19 protein-coding genes, 1 other RNA gene and 1 riboswitch are annotated in these 20,450 nt (G+C 69.2%); of the genes, 10 read left to right on the top strand and 10 right to left on the bottom strand.

Features of this window, described 5'->3' with window-relative positions; translation table 11 throughout:
• Positions 1 to 69: 69 nt before the first annotated feature.
• From BLO63_RS07725 to BLO63_RS07705, 5 genes are all read right to left on the bottom strand, one after another.
• Positions 70 to 390 carry a YbaB/EbfC family nucleoid-associated protein gene (locus tag BLO63_RS07725; RefSeq protein ID WP_091438494.1) on the bottom strand — a complete coding sequence of 107 codons (321 nt, stop codon included), beginning with the start codon at positions 388 to 390 and terminating at the stop codon, positions 70 to 72.
• 14 nt (positions 391 to 404) lie between these two features.
• Positions 405 to 2,387 (bottom strand): DNA polymerase III subunit gamma/tau, encoded by a 1,983-nt coding sequence (locus BLO63_RS07720; protein ID WP_091438492.1) that lies wholly within the window; start codon positions 2,385 to 2,387, stop codon positions 405 to 407.
• Positions 2,388 to 2,544: 157 nt separating this feature from the next.
• A complete protein-coding gene (locus BLO63_RS21300; RefSeq protein WP_143007059.1) occupies positions 2,545 to 4,488 on the bottom strand; it encodes an autotransporter family protein in 1,944 nt (647 codons plus the stop codon).
• A 240-nt stretch (positions 4,489 to 4,728) separates the two neighbouring features.
• Positions 4,729 to 4,826, bottom strand: an RNA gene (gene ffs / locus BLO63_RS07710) — signal recognition particle sRNA small type.
• A gap of 67 nt (positions 4,827 to 4,893) precedes the next feature.
• Positions 4,894 to 5,106 (bottom strand): DUF4287 domain-containing protein, encoded by a 213-nt coding sequence (locus tag BLO63_RS07705; RefSeq protein WP_091438490.1) that lies wholly within the window; start codon positions 5,104 to 5,106, stop codon positions 4,894 to 4,896.
• Between the two features lie 367 nt (positions 5,107 to 5,473).
• Between BLO63_RS07705 and BLO63_RS07700 the strand changes: the two genes are divergently transcribed.
• The gene (locus BLO63_RS07700) at positions 5,474 to 6,349 is read left to right on the top strand and encodes a class I SAM-dependent methyltransferase (protein WP_244517721.1); all 876 of its coding nucleotides are present in this window, start codon (positions 5,474 to 5,476) and stop codon (positions 6,347 to 6,349) included.
• A 143-nt stretch (positions 6,350 to 6,492) separates the two neighbouring features.
• Positions 6,493 to 7,869, top strand: coding sequence for an APC family permease (locus BLO63_RS07695; protein WP_091438487.1), 1,377 nt, complete (start codon positions 6,493 to 6,495; stop codon positions 7,867 to 7,869).
• Positions 7,870 to 7,903: 34 nt separating this feature from the next.
• Here the strand turns inward: BLO63_RS07695 and ampC are convergent, their stop codons facing one another.
• The 4 genes from ampC to BLO63_RS07675 form a co-directional block, all read right to left on the bottom strand.
• Positions 7,904 to 9,073 carry a class C beta-lactamase gene (ampC, locus tag BLO63_RS07690; RefSeq protein WP_091438485.1) on the bottom strand — a complete coding sequence of 390 codons (1,170 nt, stop codon included), beginning with the start codon at positions 9,071 to 9,073 and terminating at the stop codon, positions 7,904 to 7,906.
• Positions 9,074 to 9,104: 31 nt separating this feature from the next.
• On the bottom strand, positions 9,105 to 10,058 hold the full coding sequence (pip, locus tag BLO63_RS07685; protein WP_091438483.1) for a prolyl aminopeptidase: 954 nt from the start codon (positions 10,056 to 10,058) through the stop codon (positions 9,105 to 9,107).
• Positions 10,059 to 10,080: 22 nt separating this feature from the next.
• Positions 10,081 to 11,283, bottom strand: a complete 1,203-nt coding sequence (locus BLO63_RS07680; protein WP_091438832.1) for an MFS transporter — start codon at positions 11,281 to 11,283, stop codon at positions 10,081 to 10,083.
• 143 nt (positions 11,284 to 11,426) lie between these two features.
• On the bottom strand, positions 11,427 to 12,281 hold the full coding sequence (locus BLO63_RS07675) for an aldo/keto reductase family oxidoreductase (RefSeq protein WP_091438480.1): 855 nt from the start codon (positions 12,279 to 12,281) through the stop codon (positions 11,427 to 11,429).
• An 89-nt stretch (positions 12,282 to 12,370) separates the two neighbouring features.
• Here BLO63_RS07675 and BLO63_RS07670 point away from each other — a divergent pair, with 89 nt between their 5' ends.
• From BLO63_RS07670 to BLO63_RS07650, 5 genes are all read left to right on the top strand, one after another.
• Positions 12,371 to 13,276: a LysR family transcriptional regulator gene (locus BLO63_RS07670; protein ID WP_091438476.1), complete on the top strand. Its 906-nt coding sequence runs from the start codon at positions 12,371 to 12,373 to the stop codon at positions 13,274 to 13,276.
• A 102-nt stretch (positions 13,277 to 13,378) separates the two neighbouring features.
• Positions 13,379 to 13,801: an HIT domain-containing protein gene (locus BLO63_RS07665; protein ID WP_091438475.1), complete on the top strand. Its 423-nt coding sequence runs from the start codon at positions 13,379 to 13,381 to the stop codon at positions 13,799 to 13,801.
• The gene (nudC, locus tag BLO63_RS07660; protein ID WP_091438472.1) at positions 13,798 to 14,817 is read left to right on the top strand and encodes an NAD(+) diphosphatase; all 1,020 of its coding nucleotides are present in this window, start codon (positions 13,798 to 13,800) and stop codon (positions 14,815 to 14,817) included. Before BLO63_RS07665 ends, nudC begins: the two co-directional genes overlap by 4 nt.
• A 127-nt stretch (positions 14,818 to 14,944) precedes the next feature.
• Positions 14,945 to 15,370 (top strand): MerR family transcriptional regulator, encoded by a 426-nt coding sequence (locus BLO63_RS07655; RefSeq protein WP_091438469.1) that lies wholly within the window; start codon positions 14,945 to 14,947, stop codon positions 15,368 to 15,370.
• A complete protein-coding gene (locus BLO63_RS07650) occupies positions 15,357 to 15,752 on the top strand; it encodes a carboxymuconolactone decarboxylase family protein (RefSeq protein ID WP_091438467.1) in 396 nt (131 codons plus the stop codon). The genes BLO63_RS07655 and BLO63_RS07650 overlap by 14 nt, the downstream gene beginning before the upstream one ends.
• Before the next feature lie 6 nt (positions 15,753 to 15,758).
• Here BLO63_RS07650 and BLO63_RS07645 read toward each other — a convergent pair whose 3' ends face one another.
• On the bottom strand, positions 15,759 to 16,892 hold the full coding sequence (locus BLO63_RS07645) for a 2'-deoxycytidine 5'-triphosphate deaminase (RefSeq protein ID WP_091438829.1): 1,134 nt from the start codon (positions 16,890 to 16,892) through the stop codon (positions 15,759 to 15,761).
• A gap of 140 nt (positions 16,893 to 17,032) precedes the next feature.
• A riboswitch (SAM riboswitch) is annotated at positions 17,033 to 17,113 on the top strand.
• Positions 17,114 to 17,155: 42 nt separating this feature from the next.
• On the opposite strand from BLO63_RS07645, the gene BLO63_RS07640 reads away from it, so the two are divergent.
• The 3 genes from BLO63_RS07640 to BLO63_RS07630 all read left to right on the top strand — a co-directional run bounded on the left by BLO63_RS07640 (position 17,156) and on the right by BLO63_RS07630 (position 20,438).
• Positions 17,156 to 18,367 (top strand): O-succinylhomoserine sulfhydrylase, encoded by a 1,212-nt coding sequence (locus tag BLO63_RS07640; protein ID WP_091438465.1) that lies wholly within the window; start codon positions 17,156 to 17,158, stop codon positions 18,365 to 18,367.
• Positions 18,368 to 18,486: 119 nt separating this feature from the next.
• Complete coding sequence (gene apaG / locus BLO63_RS07635) at positions 18,487 to 18,879, top strand: Co2+/Mg2+ efflux protein ApaG (RefSeq protein WP_091438462.1); 393 nt, start codon at positions 18,487 to 18,489, stop codon at positions 18,877 to 18,879.
• Positions 18,880 to 18,986: 107 nt separating this feature from the next.
• The gene (locus tag BLO63_RS07630; protein WP_091438459.1) at positions 18,987 to 20,438 is read left to right on the top strand and encodes a TrkH family potassium uptake protein; all 1,452 of its coding nucleotides are present in this window, start codon (positions 18,987 to 18,989) and stop codon (positions 20,436 to 20,438) included.
• Positions 20,439 to 20,450: the final 12 nt, after the last annotated feature.

Genomic DNA, 20,450 nt, shown 5'->3' with positions numbered 1-20,450 from the left:
CAGGCGGCCCCCTCACCCCAACCCTCTCCCCGTCGGGGAGAGGGGGCGGCGGGGCGCGGCGCCCGTCTCTCAGAACAGCTTAATGCCGGGCGGGATCGGCAGGCCGGCGGTGATCGCCTGGGTCTTTTCCTGCACGATGCGCTCGCCCTTGGCGCGGGCATCGGCATGGGCGGCGACGATCAGGTCTTCGAGGATTTCCGCTTCCTCGTGGTTCAGCAGGCTGGGGTCGACATGGATCGCCTTCAGCGCGCCCTTGGCGGAGAGGCGCACCGTGACCATGCCGCCGCCGGCCGCGCCTTCGACCTCGATGGCCTCCAGTTCCGCCTGGAGCTGCTCCATCTTGGACTGCATCTCCTTCACCTTGGACATGATGCCGAGAAGGTCTTTCATCCGGGACTCCTGTGTCAGAATTCGATCTCGTCGTCCGCGCCCGGCCCGTCGTCGCGGGCGGCCATCAGATCGGCGTCGTTGGTATCGGTGGTGAAACCCCCGGCGGGCTCTTCCGTTGCCAGCGAGCGCACATCGACGATCGAGGCGCCGGGGAAACGGGCCAGCGCCGCCGCCACCAGCGGGTCGGCGCGCACGCCGGTCATCATCGCGTCGCGCTGGGCGGCGGCCCTCTCGGCCAGGGTGGGCTCGCCCTCCTCGCGCGACAGCGCGACCAGCCACCGCTTTCCCGTCCATTCGGAAATCTTCGACTGCAGTTCCTGGATCAGATTGGGCGAGCCGCCCGGCGCCAGCGCCACTTCCAGCCTTCCATCCTCGAAGCCGACCAGGCGCAGATGGTTTTCCAGCGCGAATTTGAGCCGGAGATCGCGCCGGGCGGCGGCCAGCGCCACGAGATCCTCGAAGGTCGCGACGCCGACGCCCGGGGCGGGCGTGGGCGCCTCGGCGGGCGACTGCGACGGCGCGGCCGGGCGCGGCGCGCTGCGCGAGGCCACCGAGAGATGGCTCGCCGCGCTTGGGGCGGCCGAGGGGGCGGGGTTCGGCGCGGCATAGCTGCGCGGGGCGGTCGCCGCCATCGCCGAGGCGCCACCGGAGCCGCCGCCCATTCCGCCGCCGCCGCCGGACGGCCGGCCGGCCGGCTCGGGCGCGCCGTCGCGCAGCCGGCGCAGCGCCTCGTCCGGGGTCGGCAGGTCGCTTGCATAAGCGAGGCGCACCAGCACCATCTCCGCCGCCTGCATCGGCTTGGCCGCCTGCTGCACCTCGGCGAGCCCCTTGGTCAGCATCTGCCAGGCGCGCGAGAGCACCCGCATCGACAGGCCGCGCGCGAAGTCCCGCCCGCGCAGGCGCTCGGCTTCGACCAAGGCGGCATCGTCGGCGGTTTCGGGGAGGATCTTCATCCGGGTGACGAGATGGGTGAACTCGGCGAGATCGGCGATCACCACTGCCGGGTCGGCGCCGGAATCATACTGCTCGCGCAGCTCGGTCAGCGCCTGGGCGATGTCGCCCTTCATCAGCGCCTCGAACAGGTCGATGACCCTGCCGCGATCGGCGAGGCCGAGCAGCGCCCGCACCTGCTCGCCATGCACCATGCCGCCGGAGGACTGGCTGCCGGAATGGGCGATCGCCTGGTCGAGCAGCGAGAGCGCGTCGCGCACCGAGCCTTCCGCCGCGCGGGCGATGAGGCTCAGCGCCTCGGCGTCGATGTTCACGCCCTCCGCCGTGCAGATGCCGTGAAGGTGGCGCGCCAGCGTGCCGGCCTCGACCCGGCGCAGATCGAAGCGCTGGGTGCGCGAGAGCACCGTGACCGGCACCTTGCGGATTTCGGTGGTGGCGAAGATGAACTTCACATGCTCGGGCGGCTCTTCCAGCGTCTTCAGCAGGCCGTTGAAGGCCGCCGTGGAGAGCATGTGCACTTCGTCGATGATGAAGACCTTGTAGCGCGCCAGCACCGGCTTGTAGCGCGCCGCCTCGATGATCTCGCGGATATCGCCGATGCCGGTATTGGAGGCGGCGTCCATCTCCTGCACGTCGACATGGCGGCTCTCGATGATGTCGCGGCAGTGGCGGCCGAGCACCGGCATGTCGAGCGTCGGCTGCCCGCCGCCCACCGGGCCGTCGGCCGGCTCGTAATTGAGCGCGCGGGCGAGGATGCGGGCGGTGGTGGTCTTGCCGACGCCGCGCACGCCGGTGAGGATATAGGCCTGCGCGATGCGCCCGGAGGTGAAGGCGTTGCTCAGCGTGCGGACCATCGCCTCCTGGCCGATCAGATCGGCGAAGGTCTGCGGCCGGTATTTGCGGGCGAGCACGCGATAGGGCATCGCCGTGGCCGGCACCACGGCCGGCACCACGGCCGGCACGCGCGGCGCGGGCCCAAGGTCGAAGCCCGGCCCGTCATCGCCGGGGTGCATCAGGTCAGGCATGTCGGGGGTGTCGGCGCTCATGCCCCTTCATAGCATCGCCGGCGGGGCAGGGCACAACGGCGCAGTGACGGGACGGGCAAATTTCCGGGGACGGGACGCTCGCCCGCCGTCGGCCTGCCGCGCGCGGCGGGGGCAGGCGGCAGGGGCACGCGGCTGAGGCGCGATCCTGGCCCCGCCGCTACAGCCGCCACTTCACCGCGACCGAGCCGGTCTGGTTGAGATAGGCGGAGGGGCTGGCCTGTACGTCATAGCGGGCCTCGAAGGTGAGCCGCTCGGTGCCGTGGGCGATGAGGCCCACCCCGGCGGTGAACAGCCAGGGCGAGAGGTCGGCGCCGGGCGTGACGAAAGGATCGCCGCCGCCGGCGAAGGCGGCGGTGACGCCCTCGGTGTCGCCGAGCAGATCGTAGCCGATGGCGCCGCGCGCCGTCAGTGCCAGCGTGTCGGTCAGCGCGTAGCGCAGGGCGATCTCGCCGGAGAGGAACAGCTCGCGAGTGGTCTGGCCCTCCACCGCGAGGTCGAGCGGGCCGGCGCCGGTCTCGCGGTAGCTGTCCGCGTCGACGCCGAGGAAATCGAGCCGCACCGCCGGCATCAGGGTGAGGCTGTCGTCGATCGGCATCGTTGCGCGCAGGCGCGCGCCGAGCTGGAGCACGCGGCTCTGGTAGTCGCCCGTCGCCGCGACCCCGGCAAAGCCGATGCTGCGTGAGGTGTCGGTGTCGACCAGCCCGCCATTGGCGTAGGCGGCGAGGTCGAGCCCCTCGGCCAGCGCAGTGGTGCCATAGGCGCCAAGAACGTAGGAGCGCAGATTGGCCGAGCCGGCGGCGAGGTTGGCCCGCGCGGCGTCGGTGTCGGCGGTGACGCTGGTGGAGGTGAAGGCGAAGAGGGCGCCGGCGCGGCCTTGCCCGTCAAAGCTCCGGTCGACGCCGAAAGCGGCGCCGCCGCCGTCGAAGCTGTAGCCGGGCACGCCACCGATCGCGCCCTGCTGGCCGCCACCGCCGAGCGGCCGCACCCAGGCCTGGGTGGTGCTGTCCGGACGGTCGGGGCCGTCGAGGCGCTCGGTCACGACCTGCCCCAGCATGCGCTGGACGTTCGCGGTCGCCTCGGTGGCGGCGCCGGCCAGCACCGGCAGGGTCTGGCTGATCGCGCCCGACAGCGCCGGGCCGCTGAGATCGTTGAGCGTGAGCGTCACCGGCGCCATCGCCCCGAAAAGGCCGTTCGTGGTGCCGGCGACGGCGTAGAGCGTGCGGGCGGCACCGACAGCGGCGGTGGTGCCGGTGGCCGCCACGGTCTGCGCATAGGGGCGCACGACCGTGGCATTGGTGATGTCGCCGGTGAAGACGGCGGAGGAATCATAGGTGCCGAGCAGCATCTGCGCGTTCGAGGCGTCACCCTCGATGCCGCCATAGAGGCTGGCGAGCTCGCCATCGGTGATTGTGTTGAACAGCACCCGGCCTTCCGGCGTGATCGAGCCGAGCAGGGTGAAGGCGGTGCCGTCGGGGCGCAGGCCCTCGCCCCAGAAATAGCCGCTCTTGTAGCCGGTGATGATGAAGGTGCCGGGCTGGGTGGTGCCGAAGGCTTCCGGGCTGACGATCCGCCACGGCGTGCCCTGCGACCACGCCCATTGCGGCGAGAGATTGCTCGGCACCACCTGCGCTTCCGGCGGGGTGAAGACGTCGGGATCATAGGGCAGCATATAGGCCCAGTGGCTCACCAGCAGGTCGGTGCCGATGATCATCTGCATTTCCATCGAGGTGGCGTCGCCGATCTGCGTCATCTGCCCGAGGCCGATCGTGCCGGGGCCGCCATCTGTGGAGGTGAACACCATGGTGATCTGGCCGGCCGGCGTCACCGTGCCCTGAATGGTCAGTTCCGAGGTCGAGATGATGGGGCCGATGGCCAGCGTGCCGGTGCTCGTTCCGGTGAACACGCCGTCGGTGGAGGTGCCCAGCGCCCATAGCGTCTGGTCGCCGATGGGGAGCGGGTTGGCGAAGCTGGTGCTAGGCGCGGCATAGGCCAGCATCTGCGGGACGGTCACGTACCAGTAGCTGTTGCTGAGCACCGGGTCCCAGATCGACTGGGCCTGCGCCGCCGGGGAGAGGAAAAGCGTGCCGATCAGGGCCGCCATCCCGCCCGCCGCCCGTTGACCTGCCCGATGCGCCCCGCGCCGCTGTCGCCTTACCGCCTTCACCATTCGCCCTCCGTCATTTCGGAGCGCCGAAAATGATGGCGTGCGCCGTGCGGGGCAACCCGAGCGGGGGCCGGGTCATCCCTGCGACCCTGTCGATTTTTGTTCAGATCGGGGGAGCGCCCGGCTCCGCGTGCCGGGAAAGAACGGCGCGGATCGCTGCCGACAAAGCGGGCGAAGGGTGGGAGGCTGGACAGAGACCCGATCCGGGCTCGTTGGGGCTGCTTCCTTCCGGACCTGACCCGGTTGGCGAGTGGCTCGTCCACCGCCAACCTCCCGCCGCCTATATCGTCCAGATGGGCGGGGGATGCAAGAGGTGGGACGACGCGGCGCGCACATGACGGCCTAGCCGTCGTCCTCGGCAAGGGTGTGGGCGACGATCGCATTGGCATGGCCGTGCCCCATGCCGTGCTGCTGCTTCAGCAGGGCGACGAGTTCCATGTGCCGGGCCGGGCAGGCGGCCCGCACCAGCGCCTTCCACTCGGCAATCGGCCGACCGTATGCCTTCTCGATGGAAGGAAAATAGGACGCCGGGCCTTTGATCTTCGCGTCGCTCATGGGCCACGAGGGAATACACGCGAGAGCTTCCTGTCAACGCGCCGCAGGCGCCCCGGACGGCCGTGCCATCCGTGCGGCACGCGCGCCTTGGTGCGTTTGATCGCCGTGCGCCTAGGGCACCGGCGTCATCCGGAAAGCCTCATTCAAACCGTTGTGACCGCAAAGTCGTCAACGTTATTTGAGTGGTGCGTGGCAATCTCGAATGTTACGCAAACGTAAAGTCGCAATAGAGGTCGACACGTCAAGTATCAACCGAAGGAGAGGTAAGTTGTTACGGGCATTCGACAACGAATCAACTGTATCAAATTGTATCAACGGAAAAGATAATCATGCGTTGGTCGCGACGTCGAGGCGCGCGTCACGACGGGTGCCGCGCTCCGGCCTTCTGGCGGGCACCATCGCGGTGGTGATGTCTGCCGGCGCGCTCACCCTGTCCTCCCCGGCACTGGCGCAGACGGCGCCGCCGGGCATCGCCCCGCCGCCGGCCGCGGCCCCGCCTGATATCATCGCCCCGGCGGCGGAAGGCTACGACCCCAAATCCGGCCAGCCCGGCAAGGACGTGGTGTGGGTACCGACGCCCGATTCGCTGGTCGAACGCATGCTCGACATGGCCCAGGTGACGCCGCAGGACTATCTGATCGATCTCGGCTCCGGCGACGGGCGCATGGTGATCGCGGCGGCCAAGCGCGGGCTGCGGGCCCACGGCATCGAATACAATCCCGATCTCGTCGCGCTGGCCAAGCGCCGGGCCGCGGCGGCCGGCGTCGCCGACCGCGCCACCTTCGAGCAGGCCGACATCTTCGAGACCGATTTCTCCAAGGCACAGGTGCTCACCCTGTTCCTGCTGCCGGAGCTGAACGAGCGGCTGCGCCCGCAGATCCTCGACCTCGAGCCCGGCACCCGCGTCGTTTCCAACAGCTTCGCCATGGGCGACTGGGAGGCCGACCGGGTCGATCGCCTCGGCGATGACTGCAGCCGGTGGTGCACGGCCCTGATGTGGATCGTGCCGGCCAAGGTGGAGGGCGACTGGCGCCTCGGCGAGCAGCCGCTGCGGCTGACGCAGACCTATCAGAAGGTCACGGGCGACCTCGGCGGCACGCCGATCGAGAAGGGCCGTGTCGTCGGCAAGGAACTGCACTTCACCGCCGGCGGCATCGACTATGTCGGCAACGTGGTCGGCAACAGTCTCTCGGGCATCGCCTCGGACGGGCCGGTGCGCAACTGGACCGCCATCCGCGACTGATCTTCGCCCTCGGGAGCCTGCCGGGCGGGGCGCCTGCGCCGCCCGGCGATCCCGGCGCTCGTCGCCCTGACGCGCTTTCCGGCGGCCCGGCGCCGCTATCCCCCTGAATACCTGCCCCCAGCTGAAAAACGGGAGAGTGCTCCGTGAAGCCGATCGCGATTGCGCGCGATGCCGTCGCCGCCGCCGACCCCGCCCCGGCGGCGCAGGGCGCCCCGAAATCGAGCCTGTCGGCGCTGGACGGCGTCGCCATGCTGGTCGGCATCGTGGTCGGCATCGGCATTTTCCGCACCCCGCAGATTGTCGCCCTCAACGTGTCGAGCGAATGGGCCTTTGTCGGCTTCTGGCTGGTCGGCGGCGCCGTCACGCTCATCGGCGCGTTCGTCTATGCCGAACTCGGCTCCGCCTATCCCCATGCCGGGGGCGAGTATCATTATCTGCGCCGGGCGCTGGGGCGGCCGGTGGCGCTGCTGTTCGCCTGGGCGCGGCTCACCGTGATCCAGACCGGCGCCATCGCGGCAGTGGCCTTCGTATTCGGCGACTACGCGCAGGGAATCCTGCCGCTGGGCCCCTGGGGGCCGGCGCTCTATGCGGCCGGGGCGATCCTGGTCTTCACCGTCATCAACCTGGCCGGCTCGAAGCAGAGCCGCACGCTGCAGATCGTCTTCACCGTCCTCATCATCCTCGCCATCGTCCTCGTCGCCGGCTTCGGCCTGGCGCTGGGCCGCGCCCCGACACTCGCCCCGCCGCCGGATGCCGGCTCGGCCAGCGGCGCGTTCGGGCTGGCGATGGTGCTGATCCTGCTGACCTATGGCGGCTGGAACGAGGTGGCCTATCTCTCGGGCGAGATGAAGAATGTGCGCCGCACCATGCCGCGCGTGCTGGTGGCGAGCGTGGCGCTCATTACCTCCTTGTATTTCCTCATCAATCTCGCCTACCTGAACGTGCTGGGGCTCGATGGCCTGCGCGCCAGCGACGTGGTGGCGGCCGACACGCTGCACCAGCTCTTCGGGCCCGGCGCCTCGCTGGCGGTGGCGCTGCTGGTGTGCTTCGCCGCGCTGAGCACGATGAACGCGACCATCTTCACCGGCGCCCGGCTGTATTACTCGCTGGGGCGCGAACTGCCGCTTCTCGGCCGCATCGGCCTGTGGGAGGAGCGCAGCAACATGCCAGTCAACGCGATTCTCGCCCAGAGCGCCATCGCGCTTGCGCTTGTCGTGTTCGGCGCCAGCACGCGGGTGGGCTTCCAGGCGATGGTCGAATACACCGCGCCGGTGTTCTGGTTCTTCCTGCTGCTGGTTGGGGTGTCGTTCTTCCGGCTCCGTCAGCGCGAGAGCGGCCGGACCGATCGTTTCCGGGCGCCGCTCTACCCGCTGACCCCGGCGCTGTTCTGCCTCACCTGCGCCTATCTGCTCTATGCCAGCATCGCCTATACCGGCTATGGCGCGGTGGTCGGCGTCGGCGTGCTGCTGGCCGGCCTGCCCTTCATCCGGCTGGGCAGCGCGGCCTCCAAGGCGGCGTAGTCGCGCGGCCTCAACGGGACTGGTGGCGCGGGCGTCAGCCGGCGCCGCCGAGCAGCCCTTGCACCAGCGCGTAGACCGCCTTCACCCGCTCCTCATTGGGATAGTTGCGGTTGGCGAGCACAACGACACCGAGCTGTTCCGCCGGCAGCATCACCACATAGCTGCCGAAGCCATTGGTGGAGCCGGTCTTGTTGATGAAGCTCGCCGGCGCCGGCGGGGAGGGCGGGTCGAGTTTCTTGATCGGCTGCGGCTTCATTGCCATGTCGAGCGAATTGCCGGCGAGCAGCCGGTCGCGCGTCACCGGCCAGGGATAGCGCTCCCAGACCATCTCCTGCACATAGCTTGAGGTCTCGCAGTAGCCGGTATGGGTGCGGGCCAGCGCCCGCGCCATGTCGGGGGCCACCGCGCCGACGCCCATATTGGCGTCGAGGAAGGCGAGCATGTCGAGCGCGGTGGACTTCACGCCATAGGCTTCCGGCGCCAGCAGGCCCGGGGTGACGCGGGCCGGCTTGTCCGCCTTGGTATAGCCCATGGCGTAGCGCGCCATGGCGTCCTCCGGAACCTCGATATAGGTGCTCTTCAGCCCCAGCAGCGGGAACAGGTCGCGCTGCGCCGCGCGGGTGAAGCTGGTGCCGAGCGCGGTGGCGGTGACAAGGCCGAGCACGCCGATGCTGATGTTGGAATAGGCGCGGCGCGTCGCCGGGGGCGCCGCCGGCTTCCAGGCGGCGAGCCATTCGACCAGCTCCTTCTCGTTGCGGATGCTGTCGGGCAGCTGCAGCGGCATGCCGCCGGTGGCATGGGTGGCGAGATCGAGCGGGGTGAGGGCGCCGAAGGCGGTGCCGGTGAGCCGCTGCGCCACCTTATCCAGCGGCGCGTCGAGCGCGAGCTGCCCGTGCTCCGCCGCCAGCGCCGCCAGCGCCACATTGAAGGTCTTGCTCACCGAGCCGAGCTCGAACAGCGTGCTGCCGTCTACTGGCCGTCCGTCCTTGCGGGCGGTCTGGCCGATGGCGAGGATTTCGTGCTCGCCCTTGCGGGTGATGCCGACGACGAGGCCGGGAATGTCGTTCGCCTTGGCCAGCGCGGTGAAAATCGGCGCCGCCACCTTGCCGAAATCGGGCGCGCTTTGCGCGCGGGCCGGTGCCAGCGCGGCACTGAGCGGCAGCAGGGTGGACGCGAGCAGAGCGCGGCGGGACAAGGTGATCATCGGGGACCTCTCTGGCACGGACACCTGCCCACTAGCGGGCAAATGTGTCCGTGGCGCGGATCAGCCGGTCGAGAATGCCGGGCTCGGAATAGGCATGGCCGGCGCCCTCGACCAGATGCAGCTCGGCATCGGTCCAGATCTTCGACAGCTCCCAGGCATAGCGGGCCGGGCAGGGCATGTCGTAGCGCCCATGCACGATCACGCCGGGAATGCCCTTGAGCTTGTGGGCGTCGTCGAGCAGCTGGCGCTCGCGCAGCCAGGCCTTGTGGACGAAATAATGGTTCTCGATCCGGGCGAAGGCGAGGGCAAAATGGCCGTCGCTGAACGCCGCCGTGAAGCCGGCGTCCGGCAGCAGGGTGATGGTCTCGCCCTCCCAGGTCGACCAGGCCTTTGCCGCCTCCAGCTTTGCCGCCTCGTCCGCGCCGGTGAGCAAAGCGCGATAGGCCGTCATCGGGTCGGCGCGCTCTTCCTCGGTCTTCAGCACGCTCAGGAAGCGCTCCCATTTGTCGGGGAACATCTCGGAGACGCCGAAGCGGTAGTACCAGTCGAGCTCGGCCTGGGTGAGGGTGTAGACCCCGCGCAGGATGAGCTCGCTGACCCGGGCGGGATGGGTCTGCGCATAGGCCAGCGCCAGCGTCGAGCCCCAGGAGCCGCCGAACACCTGCCATGTGTCGAAGCCGAAGGTTTCGCGCAGCCGCTCGATATCCGCCACCAGATCCCAGGTGGTGTTGTGCTCCAGCTCGGCATAGGGGGTGGAGCGCCCGCAGCCGCGCTGGTCGAACAGGATCACCTCATAGCGGGCGGGATCGAACAGCGAGCGGTGGGCCGGCGAGATGCCGCCGCCCGGGCCGCCATGCAGGAACACGGCGGGCTTGCCGCCCTTCGTCCCCGCGCGCTCCCAATAGATGGAATGGCCATTGCCGACATCGAGCCTGCCGGTCTCGAAGGGCTCGATCGGGGGATACAGCGTGCGCAGTTCGCTCATCTCGGGGCCATTGGTGGGAGGTTCACGACACCCGCGCGCCGCGCAGGCTGGGCAGCAGGAAGGCGAGCAGGCCGAAGGCCGGCAGGAAGGCGCAGAGCTGGTAGACCGCGTCGATGCCGTAACGGTCGGCGAAGATGCCGAGCGCCGCCGCCGCCAGCCCGCCAAGGCCGAACACCAGACCGTAGAAGAACCCGCCGACCAGACCGATCCGGTGCGGCATCAGGTCGATGGCATAGACCAGGATGGCGGCGAAGGCGCTCGACATGATGAGGTTGATGAGGACGGTGAGAACGGCGGTGCCGAACAGCCCGGCATAGGGCAGCGCCACGGTGAAGGGCAGGGCGCCGAGGATCGAGAACCAGATGATCTTGTTGCGCCCGATGCGGTCGCCCAGCATGCCGCCGAACAGCACCCCCGCCGCCGAGGAGACCAGGAACAGGAACAGCATGAGCTGGGAGGCCTGCACCGACACGCCGAAACGCTCGATCAGGTAGAAGGTGTAGAAGGAGGTGAAGCTCGCGGTATAGGCGGTCTTCGAGCACAGCAGCACGATCAGGATCGCCAGCGGAAAGGCGACCTCGCGGAACGGCCGGTGCGCCACCTCCGGTTCACGCCGCTCACCCGCCAGCCGGACCGGCACGGCGAGCGCGCGGTGGCGGGCGGTCCAGAACAGCAGCGGCATGGCGAGGAGCGCGGCGGCGCAGAACCAAGCCAGGCTCGACTGGCCGTTCGGCACGATGATGAAGGCCGCCAGCAGCGGCCCGATGGCGCCGCCGGTCTGGCCGCCGACCTGGAACAGCCCCTGCGCGAAGCCGTGCCGCCCGCCCGAGGCCTTGCGCGCCATCCGCGTCGCCTCGGGGTGGAAGATCGACGAGCCGATGCCGACAAAGGCCGCCGCCAGCAGCAGCAGCGGGTAGCTTCCGGCATGGGCGAGGCCAATGAGGCCGACAAGAGTGAACCCCATGCCCGCAATCGTCGAATAGGGCATCGGGTAGCGGTCGGTAAACAGCCCGATCAGCGGCTGCAGCAGCGAGGCGGAAATCTGGAAGGTGAGGGTGATGACGCCGATCTGGGCGAAGTCCAGCGCATAGGCATCCTTGATCAGCGGGTAGATCGCCGGGATCAGCGACTGGATCATGTCGTTGAGAAAATGCGCCGCGCTGAGCGCGACCAGCACCGGCAGGGCGGTGCGGCGCAGGGAATCGACCGGCACGGAAAGGGTCATGGCACTGTACTTTGGCGGAGGCGAGGCGCCGGCCGCGGAGAGGCGCGGGCGGTTCGCCATCGTGCAACAGGCAGGGACGTGCGTGAGTCTCGTTACAGGAGATGAGCCGGCGCTGTCCACTGCCCTCGCGCGCCCGGGCACTGCTAGCCTGCGATGCTCTCCAACGCCGCCATGGCCGCGTCCGGGATCGTCAGATCGGCGGCGGCGAGGTTTTCCGCCAGATGCGCTGGCGACGAGGTGCCCGGGATCAGCAGGATGTTGGGCGAGCGGCGCAGCAGCCAGGCGAGGGCGACCTGCAGGGGCGTCGCGTGAAGATCGGCTGCGACCTGCTTCAGAACGTCCGATTGCAGCGGCGAGAATCCGCCGAGGGGGAAGAAGGGCACATAGGGAACCCCTTCCGCCGCGAGCTGGTCGATGAACGCGTCGTCCGCCCTGTGGGCGAGATTGTACTGGTTCTGCACGCAGGCGATCGGGGCGATCGCACGGCCTTGCGCATATTGCGCAGGGGTGACGTTGCTGAGGCCGATGTGACGGACAAGCCCCTGGCGCTGGAGTTCGGCCAGCGCCGTAAGCGGGGCTTCCAGCGAGCCCTCGGCCGGGCCGTGGACGCTGAACATGAGCCGCAGATTGACGACTTCGAGCACGTTGAGCGCGAGGTTCCTCAGGTTGTCGTGGACGGCCCTGGTCAGTTCGTCGGCAGAGAAGGCCGGCAGCCATTCGGCGTTCGGGCCCCGCACGGCACCGATCTTGGTCACGATGAGAAGGTCGGAAGGGTAGGGGTGAAGGGCTTCCCGGATCAGCTGGTTGGTGATGTGCGGGCCGTAGAAGTCGCTGGTGTCGATGTGATTCACGCCGGCCTCCATGGCGGCACGCAGCACGGCGAGCGCGGTCTCGCGGTCCCGGGGCGGGCCAAACACGCCCGCCCCCGCAAGCTGCATGGCACCATAGCCCAGCCGGTTCACCGTCCGGCCCGCGAAAGTGTAGGTCGCTGTCGTCATGTCGGTCTCCTTTGAAGGAGTAGATTAGTCGTTGCGGAGCCGCGCGATAATCGCCCACAATCTGTACGGGCTGTACGGAATTTCGGACAATGTCGCACAATCTGGCGGATGTGAATGCCTTCCTGGCGGTCGCCCGCGCGGGCGGGTTTCGCAACGCTGCCCGCATCGCGGGCTCCAGCGCCTCGGCGCTGAGCGATGCGGTACGGCGGCTCGAAGGCCGGCTCGGCGTTCGCCTTTTGCATCGCACCACCCGCAGCATCCGCCTCACAGAGGCCGGGGCCCGGCTGACGGCGCGACTGGAGCCGGCCCTGAGCGAGGTGGAGGCCGCCCTGTCCGGTGTCGCGGTCCTTGGCGCCGGGCCGGCGGGCACGCTGCGGCTGAACGTGCCAGTCAGCGCGGCGCGTCTGGTGCTTCCGGCGATCGTGCCCGCTTTCCTGAAGGCCTATCCGCAAATCCGGCTCGACATCACGGCGGAGGACAGTTTCGTGGACGTGGTGGCCGCCGGCTGCGACGCCGGCATCCGCTATGACGAGCGGCTGGAGCAGGACATGATCGCCGTGCCGATTGGCCCGCGAATGCAGCGTTTCGCCTGCGCCGCCGCGCCTGCCTATCTCGATGCGCGCGGTCGCCCCGCCCATCCCCGAGACCTGCTGGGCCATGCCTGCCTGCGCGGACGTTTCTCCAGCGGCGTCTCCCCCGTGTGGGAATTCGAGCGCTCCGGCGAAACGGTGCTGATCGACGGCGAGGGCCCGCTGCTGGTCAATATGGGACCGGCGATCCAGCTGGCGGTGGACGCCGCCATCGCCGGCACCGGCGTTATCTACCTGTTCGAGGACTGGCTCGCCCCCCACTTCGCGACAGGCGCCCTTGAGCCGGTGCTGGAGGCATGGTGGCCGCGCTTCCCGGGGCCGTTCCTCTATTACTCCGGCCGGCGGCTGGTCCCTCCGCCGCTGCGCGCCTTCATCGATTTTATCCGCGCCCAGCCAGCCGCGTGAGCGCGGGGACCTGTGCCTTCCACGGCCATGGAAAGGCGCCCCGCGCGGCGCTATAGCTTTTCCGCGCCCGCAGTCCGGCCGGGCATGGGAGCGTGCGCCAGCATGAGCGATGCCTCGACCTTCGTCCTCGACCCGCGCCTTGAGGGCGACAGCTTCCCGGTGATCGACCTCCCGCTCGCCACCGTGCGGCTGATGGACGATGCCCGCTTTCCATGGGCGATCCTGGTGCCGCGCCGCCCCCGCCTGGCCGAACTGATCGACCTTGACAACGAGGCCCGCGCCACGCTGTGGGGCGAGATCGACGCGGTGAGCCGGGCGCTGAAAGCCCTCACCGCCTGCGACAAGCTGAATGTCGCCGCGCTCGGCAATATGGTGCGGCAGCTGCACATCCATGTCATCGCCCGCTTCGAGCGGGATGCCGCCTGGCCGGGCGCGGTGTGGGGCGCGGGCGGCGAACGCCAGAGCTATGGCGCGCCGCAGGCGATGCGGCTGGTGGGCCAGCTGCGCGAGGCGCTGGCGGCATGAGCGAGATCGTCACCACAGACCTGGCCTCCCCTGACGCCGCCTCGCTCGGCCTGTGGCCGCATCTTGGCTATACCGGCGCGCGGCTCGACCGGGCCGGCCTGCGGCGCGGCGAGATGGAGCTTTTCCTGCGCGATCCCCGTGCCCGGGCGTGCCTGATCTCCGGCGAGAGCGTCGTGCTGCGCCGCCTGCCGGGCTTCATCGCCGGCATGGAAGACGGGCCGGGCTCCTGCACCGCGCTGTTTGCGCTCGACGAGGCGGTGGCGCTGGGCGGGCGGCTGGATGAGGCCTGCCTGCTGGGGCTGGAGGGCGAGGTGCCCCATGTCGCCCTGCCGCTTCCCGCCGCCGCGCTCGGCGCGCTGACCGAGCCGCCGGAGGCGCGGCCCGACCTGCTCGTCACCGATCTGCGTTCCATTGCCACGCGCGAGCTGGCCAGCGTCGAGGAGACCGGCCAGCTTGCCACCGCCAAGGCGATGCTGGCCTGGCATGCGCGGCGCAGCTTCTGCTCCAATTGCGGCGGGCGGCTCACCGTGGCGGAGGCCGGCTGGCGGCGCGATTGCCCCGCCTGCGGGGCGCAGCATTTTCCGCGCACCGACCCCGTGGTCATCATGCTCACGGTGGATGGCGACCAGTGCTTGCTCGGGCGCTCCGCCCGCTTCGCGCCCGGCATGTGGTCCTGCCTCGCCGGCTTCGTCGAGCCGGGCGAGACCTTCGAGGACGCGGTGCGGCGCGAGACGATGGAAGAAGCCGGCATCGCCACCGGCGCGGTGCGCTATCTCTGCTCGCAGCCCTGGCCGTTCCCGATGTCTGTGATGACCGGGTTTCACGCGCAGGCGGCGTCACGGGAGATCGTCATCGACCCGAACGAGCTGGAAGCCGCGCGCTGGTTCTCGCGCGAGGAGGCGCGGCTGCTGCTGACCCGCACCCATCCCGAGGGGCTGGTGGCGCCGCCGCGCATGGCGATCGCGCACCATCTGCTGCGGGCCTTCGTGGAAGGCCGCGACCCGCCGGGGGGATGAACGCACTGGCCGGTGCGGCTCGGCGCGGCGCAGGACGTTCGTGGAGTGGGCGCGGGCGAGAAAGCGCTTGACCTGGAGTGCGCTCCAGCACCTAGACCCATGAGCGTCGTAGCATTTCGGGACAGAGATGAAGATCGGTGAACTGGCCCGGCGCACGGGATTGAGCATGGACACGATCCGCTATTACGAGCGCATCGGCCTGCTCCCGCGCGCCGACCGGAACGCGGCGCGCCAGCGCGATTATGACCCGTCCATCCTCACCTGGATCGCCTTTCTCCGGCGGCTGAAAACCACGGGAATGCCGATCCGCGACATGGTTCGCTATGCCGCCCTGCGGGCGCAGGGGGAGGAGACTGTTGCCCAACGCGGTGCCCTGCTCCGGCATCACCGCGACGCGGTGCAGGCGCATCTGGACGAGCTTCACGCCTGCCTCGATGTCCTCGACAGCAAGATCGCCGGCTATGCCGGCAGCACCCGTGAGGACGTGAACCATGACCCCGACGATCAAAGCCCCAACCTCGGCCCCGGACCCGCGCACGATGCCGAACGCTGACAGTGACACCAACCCGCGCTACGCGGCCGGATGGGCGGCGCTGGCGCGGATCGACGGCGAGGCCGGCACGCGGGTGGTGGAGCAACTCAGCGATATCGCCCCGGATTTCGGCCGGCTGCTGATCGAGTTCCCCTTCGGCGACATCTACACCCGCCCGGGGCTGGACCTGCGCCTGCGCGAGGTGGCGACCATCGCCGCGCTGGCCGCGATGGGCAATGCCGCGCCGCAGCTGAAGGTGCATATCGAGGCCGGGCTGAATGTCGGCCTCAGCCGCGAGGAGATCATCGAAATTCTCATGCAGATGGCCGTCTATGCCGGCTTCCCCGCCGCGCTCAACGGACTGTTCGCCGCCCGCGAGGTGTTTGCCGCGCGCCCGGCCTGACGGCGCTCAGTCCCGCGTCCAGGCCTTGAAATGCTTGGAGAGCTTCAGCCCCTGCGCCTGATAGTTGGAGCCGAGGCCCTCGCCATAAAGGGTGCGGGGGCGCTCCAGCATGTTCTCATAGACGAGCCGGCCGACGATCTGGCCGTCTTCCAGGATGAACGGCACCTCGCGCGAGCGCACTTCCAGCACGGCGCGGGCCCCTCGCCCGCCGGCCGCGTCATGGCCGAAGCCGGGATCGAAGAAGCCGGCATAATGCACCCGGAACTCGCCGACCAGCGGGTCGAACGGGACCATCTCCGCCGCGTGGCTGGGGGGCACATGCACCGCCTCCTTGGAGGCGAGGATGTAGAAGGCGTCCGGGTCGAGCACCAGCTCGCGCCGGCCGCGCGTGACCAGCGGCTCCCAGAAATCCTCGACCTCGCAGGCGGCGCGGCGATCGACGTCGATCACCCCGGTATGGCGCTTGGCGCGGAAGCCGAGCAGGCCGCCAAAGCCCTCGCCGGAGAGATCGACGCTCACCGCGATGCCGCCGCCGGCGACATCGGCGAGGGGGGCGTCCACCAGACGCTCCGTGGCGTTGAGGGCGGCGATGCCGGCCTCGTCGAGGCGCGCATCGCCGCGCCGGAAGCGGATCTGCGACAGGCGCGAGCCCTGCCGCACCAGGATGGGGAAGGTGCGCGGGCTGATTTCCAGATAGAGCTTGCCGGCATAGCCGGCGGGCACGATGTCGAAGGCGCGCGAGCGATCGGCGATGACGCGGGTGAACACGTCGAGCCGGCCGGTGGAGCTTTTCGGGTTGGCCGAGGCGGCGATGTCGGCGGGCAGCGCCAGCGCTTCCTCCAGCTCGACCAGATAGACGCATCCGGTCTCCAGCACCTCGCCGCCGGTGAGGTCGAGCTGGTGCAGGCCGAGCCGGGTGAGGCGGTCGGCCACCGTCTCGCCGGGGCCGGGCAGGAAGCTGGCGCGGATGCGCCAGGCGACCGGGCCGAGGCGCAGATCGAGGCTGGCGGGCTGCACCTGGTCGGCATCGAAGGGGCGCGTGCTGCGGATGGCGCCGCCGGCGGCCAGCGCCTCGATGGCATGGCCGGGCAGGATGCCCGCCCCGGCCAGCCCGGATGTCGCCGTGCCCGAAACTGTCATGCCGTTCTCGGCCACGCGCGCCGCTCCGCTGATGATGGCTGGTCCATTCGTGCGGTTCGCTTTACCGGACAGGCCCCCTTGAGCCAAGCCTGCTTGTCGTGAAGTGCGCTTGACGGCACCTCGGGGCTGGGAGTAAGCGAAAAGCACCACGTGGTCATTTGAGCCGGCCGGCTTGCCGCCACGCTAAACAAGGTTGCTAAAAAGGCCGGGGCCGCGCGACAGCGCGAGCGACCCCGGTTGAATGCGAGAGACCGGAGCCGCAGATGACCGAGACCGTCCCCAAGCTTTCCTCCGCCGAGATCGCCCAGCTGCGGCCCGAGACCCGCCTCGTGCAGGGGGGCATCCTGCGCTCGCCCTTCGGCGAGACGGCGGAGGCGCTCTACCTCACCCAGGGCTATGTCTATGAGAGCGCCGAGCAGGCCGAAGCCCGCTTCAAGGGCGAGGACCCCGGCTTCATCTACACCCGCTATTCCAACCCGACGGCGGCGATGTTCGAGACCCGCCTCGCGCTGCTGGAAGGCGCGGAAGTGGCGCGCGGCACGGCGTCCGGCATGGCGGCGGTCACCGCCTCGCTGCTGTGCCAGCTCAAAGCCGGTGACCATGTGGTGGCGGCGCGGGCGCTGTTCGGCTCCTGCCGCTATGTGATCGAGGAATTGCTGCCGCGCTTCGGCATTGCCACCACGTTGGTCGACGGCACCGACCTTGCCGCGTGGAAGGCGGCGGTGCGGCCGCAGACCCGGGTGCTCTTCCTGGAGAGCCCGACCAACCCGACGCTGGAACTGGTCGACATCGCGGCCGTGGCGGAGATCTCCAAGGCGGCCGGCGCCTGCCTGATCGTCGACAATGTGTTCGCCACCCCGATGCTGCAGAGCCCGCTGGCGCTCGGCGCCGATGTGGTGGTCTATTCCGCCACCAAGCATATTGACGGGCAGGGGCGGTGCCTGGCCGGCGTCGTGCTGTGCTCGGAGAAGTTCCTCACCGACCATCTCCAGACTTTCCTGCGCCAGACCGGCCCGTCGATCTCGCCGTTCAACGCCTGGGTGATGCTGAAGGGGCTGGAGACGCTGCCGCTGCGGGTCGAGCGCTCGCAGGCCAGCGCGGCGACGCTGGCGGACCGGATGGCCGAGCTGCCGGGCATCACGCGGGTGATCTATCCCTGGCGCGCCGACCATCCCCAGCACGAATTGGCCCGGCGCCAGATGCGCGGCGGCGGCACGCTCGTGACCTTCGAGGTCGAGGGCGGCAAGGCGGGCGCGTTCCGTTTCCTCAACGCGTTGAAGGTGGTGCGCATCTCCAACAATCTCGGCGACGCCAAGAGCCTCGTCACCCATCCCGCCACCACGACGCATCAGCGCTTCAGCCCGGAGGCGCGGGCCGAGATGGGTATTTTCGACGGTATGGTGCGGCTCTCGGTCGGGCTGGAGCATGTCGACGACCTCACCGACGACATCGCCCGCGCACTGCAGGCGGTGTGAGGGGGGTATCGGGCGGCGGTGCACAAACGCAGGCGTGAAGCGCCGCCGCCTTGCCCTCGCCGGGCAAAAGCCTTTCAGTAGTGGCACTTGAGCGATTCGGGGGGCGCAGAGGAGCGGGCATGTATCGGGCGACGACGAAAGGCGTGCAGGTGACGGTGACGCCGCGCTTCGCGCCCGAGCGCTCCGACCCCGAGCGTGGCCAGTATTTCTGGGCCTACACGGTCGAGATCCTCAATCTCGGCGTCGATACGGTGCAGCTCAGATCCCGCCACTGGATCATCACCGACGCGCTCGGCCGGGTGCAGGAAGTGCGCGGGGCCGGGGTGGTGGGCGAGCAGCCGGTGCTGCCGCCCGGCGGGCATTTCGAATACACCAGCGGCGTGCCGCTGCCGACCTCCACCGGCATCATGGAAGGCCGCTACAGCCTGACGACGACGGCCGGCGACAGCTTCGAGGCCGAGGTGCCGGCCTTCTCGCTCGACGTTCCGGGCGCGGCCCGCACGCTCAACTAGCGGGATGGCCGCGCGCATGGCGCTTCCGGCGCCGCGGCGAAGCAGCTATGGTGGCGCCAGCTTCCACGCCGTGAGCTTCCCGCCGCGCCGAACGGTCTCTTGATCCCGTGATCGACTTTCGCCCGATCGCCGCAATTCTCGGCGTCTTGCTCGCCATCCTCGGCACGATGATGATGATTCCGGCGCTGGTCGACCTCGTCGCCGGCCGCGGCGATTTCCTCGCCTATAGCGCCTCCTCCGTCATCACCGTGTTTGTCGGCCTGTCGCTGTGGCTGGCCGGCCGGTCGAGCGAGGTGGAGAAGCTGTCGCTGCGCCAGGCCTTTGTGCTCACCACGCTGAGCTGGGTCCTGCTCTCCGCCTTCGCTGCGATCCCGTTCATGTGGGCGGAGACCGACCTCTCGCTGGCCGACGCCTATTTCGAGGCGATGAGCGGGCTGACCACCACAGGCGCGACGGTGATTGGCGGCCTCGACCACCGCCCGCCCGGCCTGCTGATCTGGCGCGCCTTCCTGCACTGGTATGGCGGCATCGGCATCATCGTCATGGCGATCGCGCTGCTGCCGATGATGCAGATCGGCGGCATGCAGCTGTTCCGCGCCGAATCCTCCGACAAGTCGGAAAAGATGCTGCCGCGCGCGGCGCAGATGGCCAAGGGCATCCTCGCCTCCTATCTCTTCCTCACCTTTGCCTGCGCGCTGACCTATGCCTTCTGCGGCATGAGCGTGTTCGACGCCGTCGCCCATGCGATGGCGACCATTTCCACCGGCGGCTTTTCCACCCACGACGCCTCGATCGGCTATTTCAACAGCCCGGCGATCGAATATGCGGCGATCTTCTTCATGCTGTCGGGCTCGCTGCCCTTCGTGCTGTATGTGCGGGTGCTGGCCGGCGATTTCAGCCGGCTGTTCGTCAATCCGGAGGTGCGGCTGTTCCTGTCGCTGGTGGCGATGTTCGCCATCATTTCCACCGTGCAGCAGGTATGGGGCGGCATAAACGAGGGCGAGACGGCGCTGCGCTTCGCGCTGTTCAACGTGGTGTCGCTCATGTCCACCACCGGCTTCGTGGCGAAGGACTTCACCAATTGGGGCCCGCCGACCGAGGCGCTGTATTTCGTCGTGATGTTCCTCGGCGCCTGCACCGGCTCCACGGCGGGCGGCATGAAGAGCTTTCGTATCGCCATTCTCGGCTCGGCGCTGAAGCAGCATCTCAAGCGCGTGATCTACCCCAACGGGGTGTTTCCGGTTCTCTATGGCGGCAAGCCGATCGGCGACGAGGTGGTCGCCTCGGTGCTGTCCTTCGCCTTTCTCTATCTCGCCACCTTCCTGTTGATCGGCATCGCCATCAACGTGCTGGGGTTTGACCTCATCACGTCGTTCTCGGCCTCGATCACCGCGCTGGCGAATGTCGGTCCCGGCCTCGGCCCGGTGGTGGGGCCGGCGCAGAACTTCGCCGGCCTACCGGACAGCGTGATCTGGCTGCTGTCGCTGGGCATGCTGGTGGGACGGCTGGAGCTGTTCACCGTTCTTGTGCTCTTCCTGCCGAGTTTCTGGCGGCGCTAGTTGGGCGCTGCA

Source organism: Ancylobacter rudongensis (genome assembly GCF_900100155.1).
GTDB classification, from domain to species: Bacteria; Pseudomonadota; Alphaproteobacteria; order Rhizobiales; family Xanthobacteraceae; genus Ancylobacter; species Ancylobacter rudongensis.
Note: the sequence above shows the minus strand (reverse complement) of the source record. Positions and strands in the feature narration are given on the sequence as shown.

Coding starts and splice junctions, on each gene's coding strand:
- BLO63_RS07725 (WP_091438494.1), bottom strand. CDS start 390: ATGAAAGACCTTCTCGGCATCATGTCCAAGGTGAAGGAGATGCAGTCC.
- BLO63_RS07720 (WP_091438492.1), bottom strand. CDS start 2,387: ATGAGCGCCGACACCCCCGACATGCCTGACCTGATGCACCCCGGCGAT.
- BLO63_RS21300 (WP_143007059.1), bottom strand. CDS start 4,488: ATGGCGGCCCTGATCGGCACGCTTTTCCTCTCCCCGGCGGCGCAGGCC.
- BLO63_RS07705 (WP_091438490.1), bottom strand. CDS start 5,106: ATGAGCGACGCGAAGATCAAAGGCCCGGCGTCCTATTTTCCTTCCATC.
- ampC (WP_091438485.1), bottom strand. CDS start 9,073: ATGATCACCTTGTCCCGCCGCGCTCTGCTCGCGTCCACCCTGCTGCCG.
- pip (WP_091438483.1), bottom strand. CDS start 10,058: ATGAGCGAACTGCGCACGCTGTATCCCCCGATCGAGCCCTTCGAGACC.
- BLO63_RS07680 (WP_091438832.1), bottom strand. CDS start 11,283: ATGACCCTTTCCGTGCCGGTCGATTCCCTGCGCCGCACCGCCCTGCCG.
- BLO63_RS07675 (WP_091438480.1), bottom strand. CDS start 12,281: ATGACGACAGCGACCTACACTTTCGCGGGCCGGACGGTGAACCGGCTG.
- BLO63_RS07670 (WP_091438476.1), top strand. CDS start 12,371: ATGTCGCACAATCTGGCGGATGTGAATGCCTTCCTGGCGGTCGCCCGC.
- BLO63_RS07665 (WP_091438475.1), top strand. CDS start 13,379: ATGAGCGATGCCTCGACCTTCGTCCTCGACCCGCGCCTTGAGGGCGAC.
- nudC (WP_091438472.1), top strand. CDS start 13,798: ATGAGCGAGATCGTCACCACAGACCTGGCCTCCCCTGACGCCGCCTCG.
- BLO63_RS07655 (WP_091438469.1), top strand. CDS start 14,945: ATGAAGATCGGTGAACTGGCCCGGCGCACGGGATTGAGCATGGACACG.
- BLO63_RS07650 (WP_091438467.1), top strand. CDS start 15,357: ATGCCGAACGCTGACAGTGACACCAACCCGCGCTACGCGGCCGGATGG.
- BLO63_RS07645 (WP_091438829.1), bottom strand. CDS start 16,892: ATGACAGTTTCGGGCACGGCGACATCCGGGCTGGCCGGGGCGGGCATC.
- BLO63_RS07640 (WP_091438465.1), top strand. CDS start 17,156: ATGACCGAGACCGTCCCCAAGCTTTCCTCCGCCGAGATCGCCCAGCTG.
- apaG (WP_091438462.1), top strand. CDS start 18,487: ATGTATCGGGCGACGACGAAAGGCGTGCAGGTGACGGTGACGCCGCGC.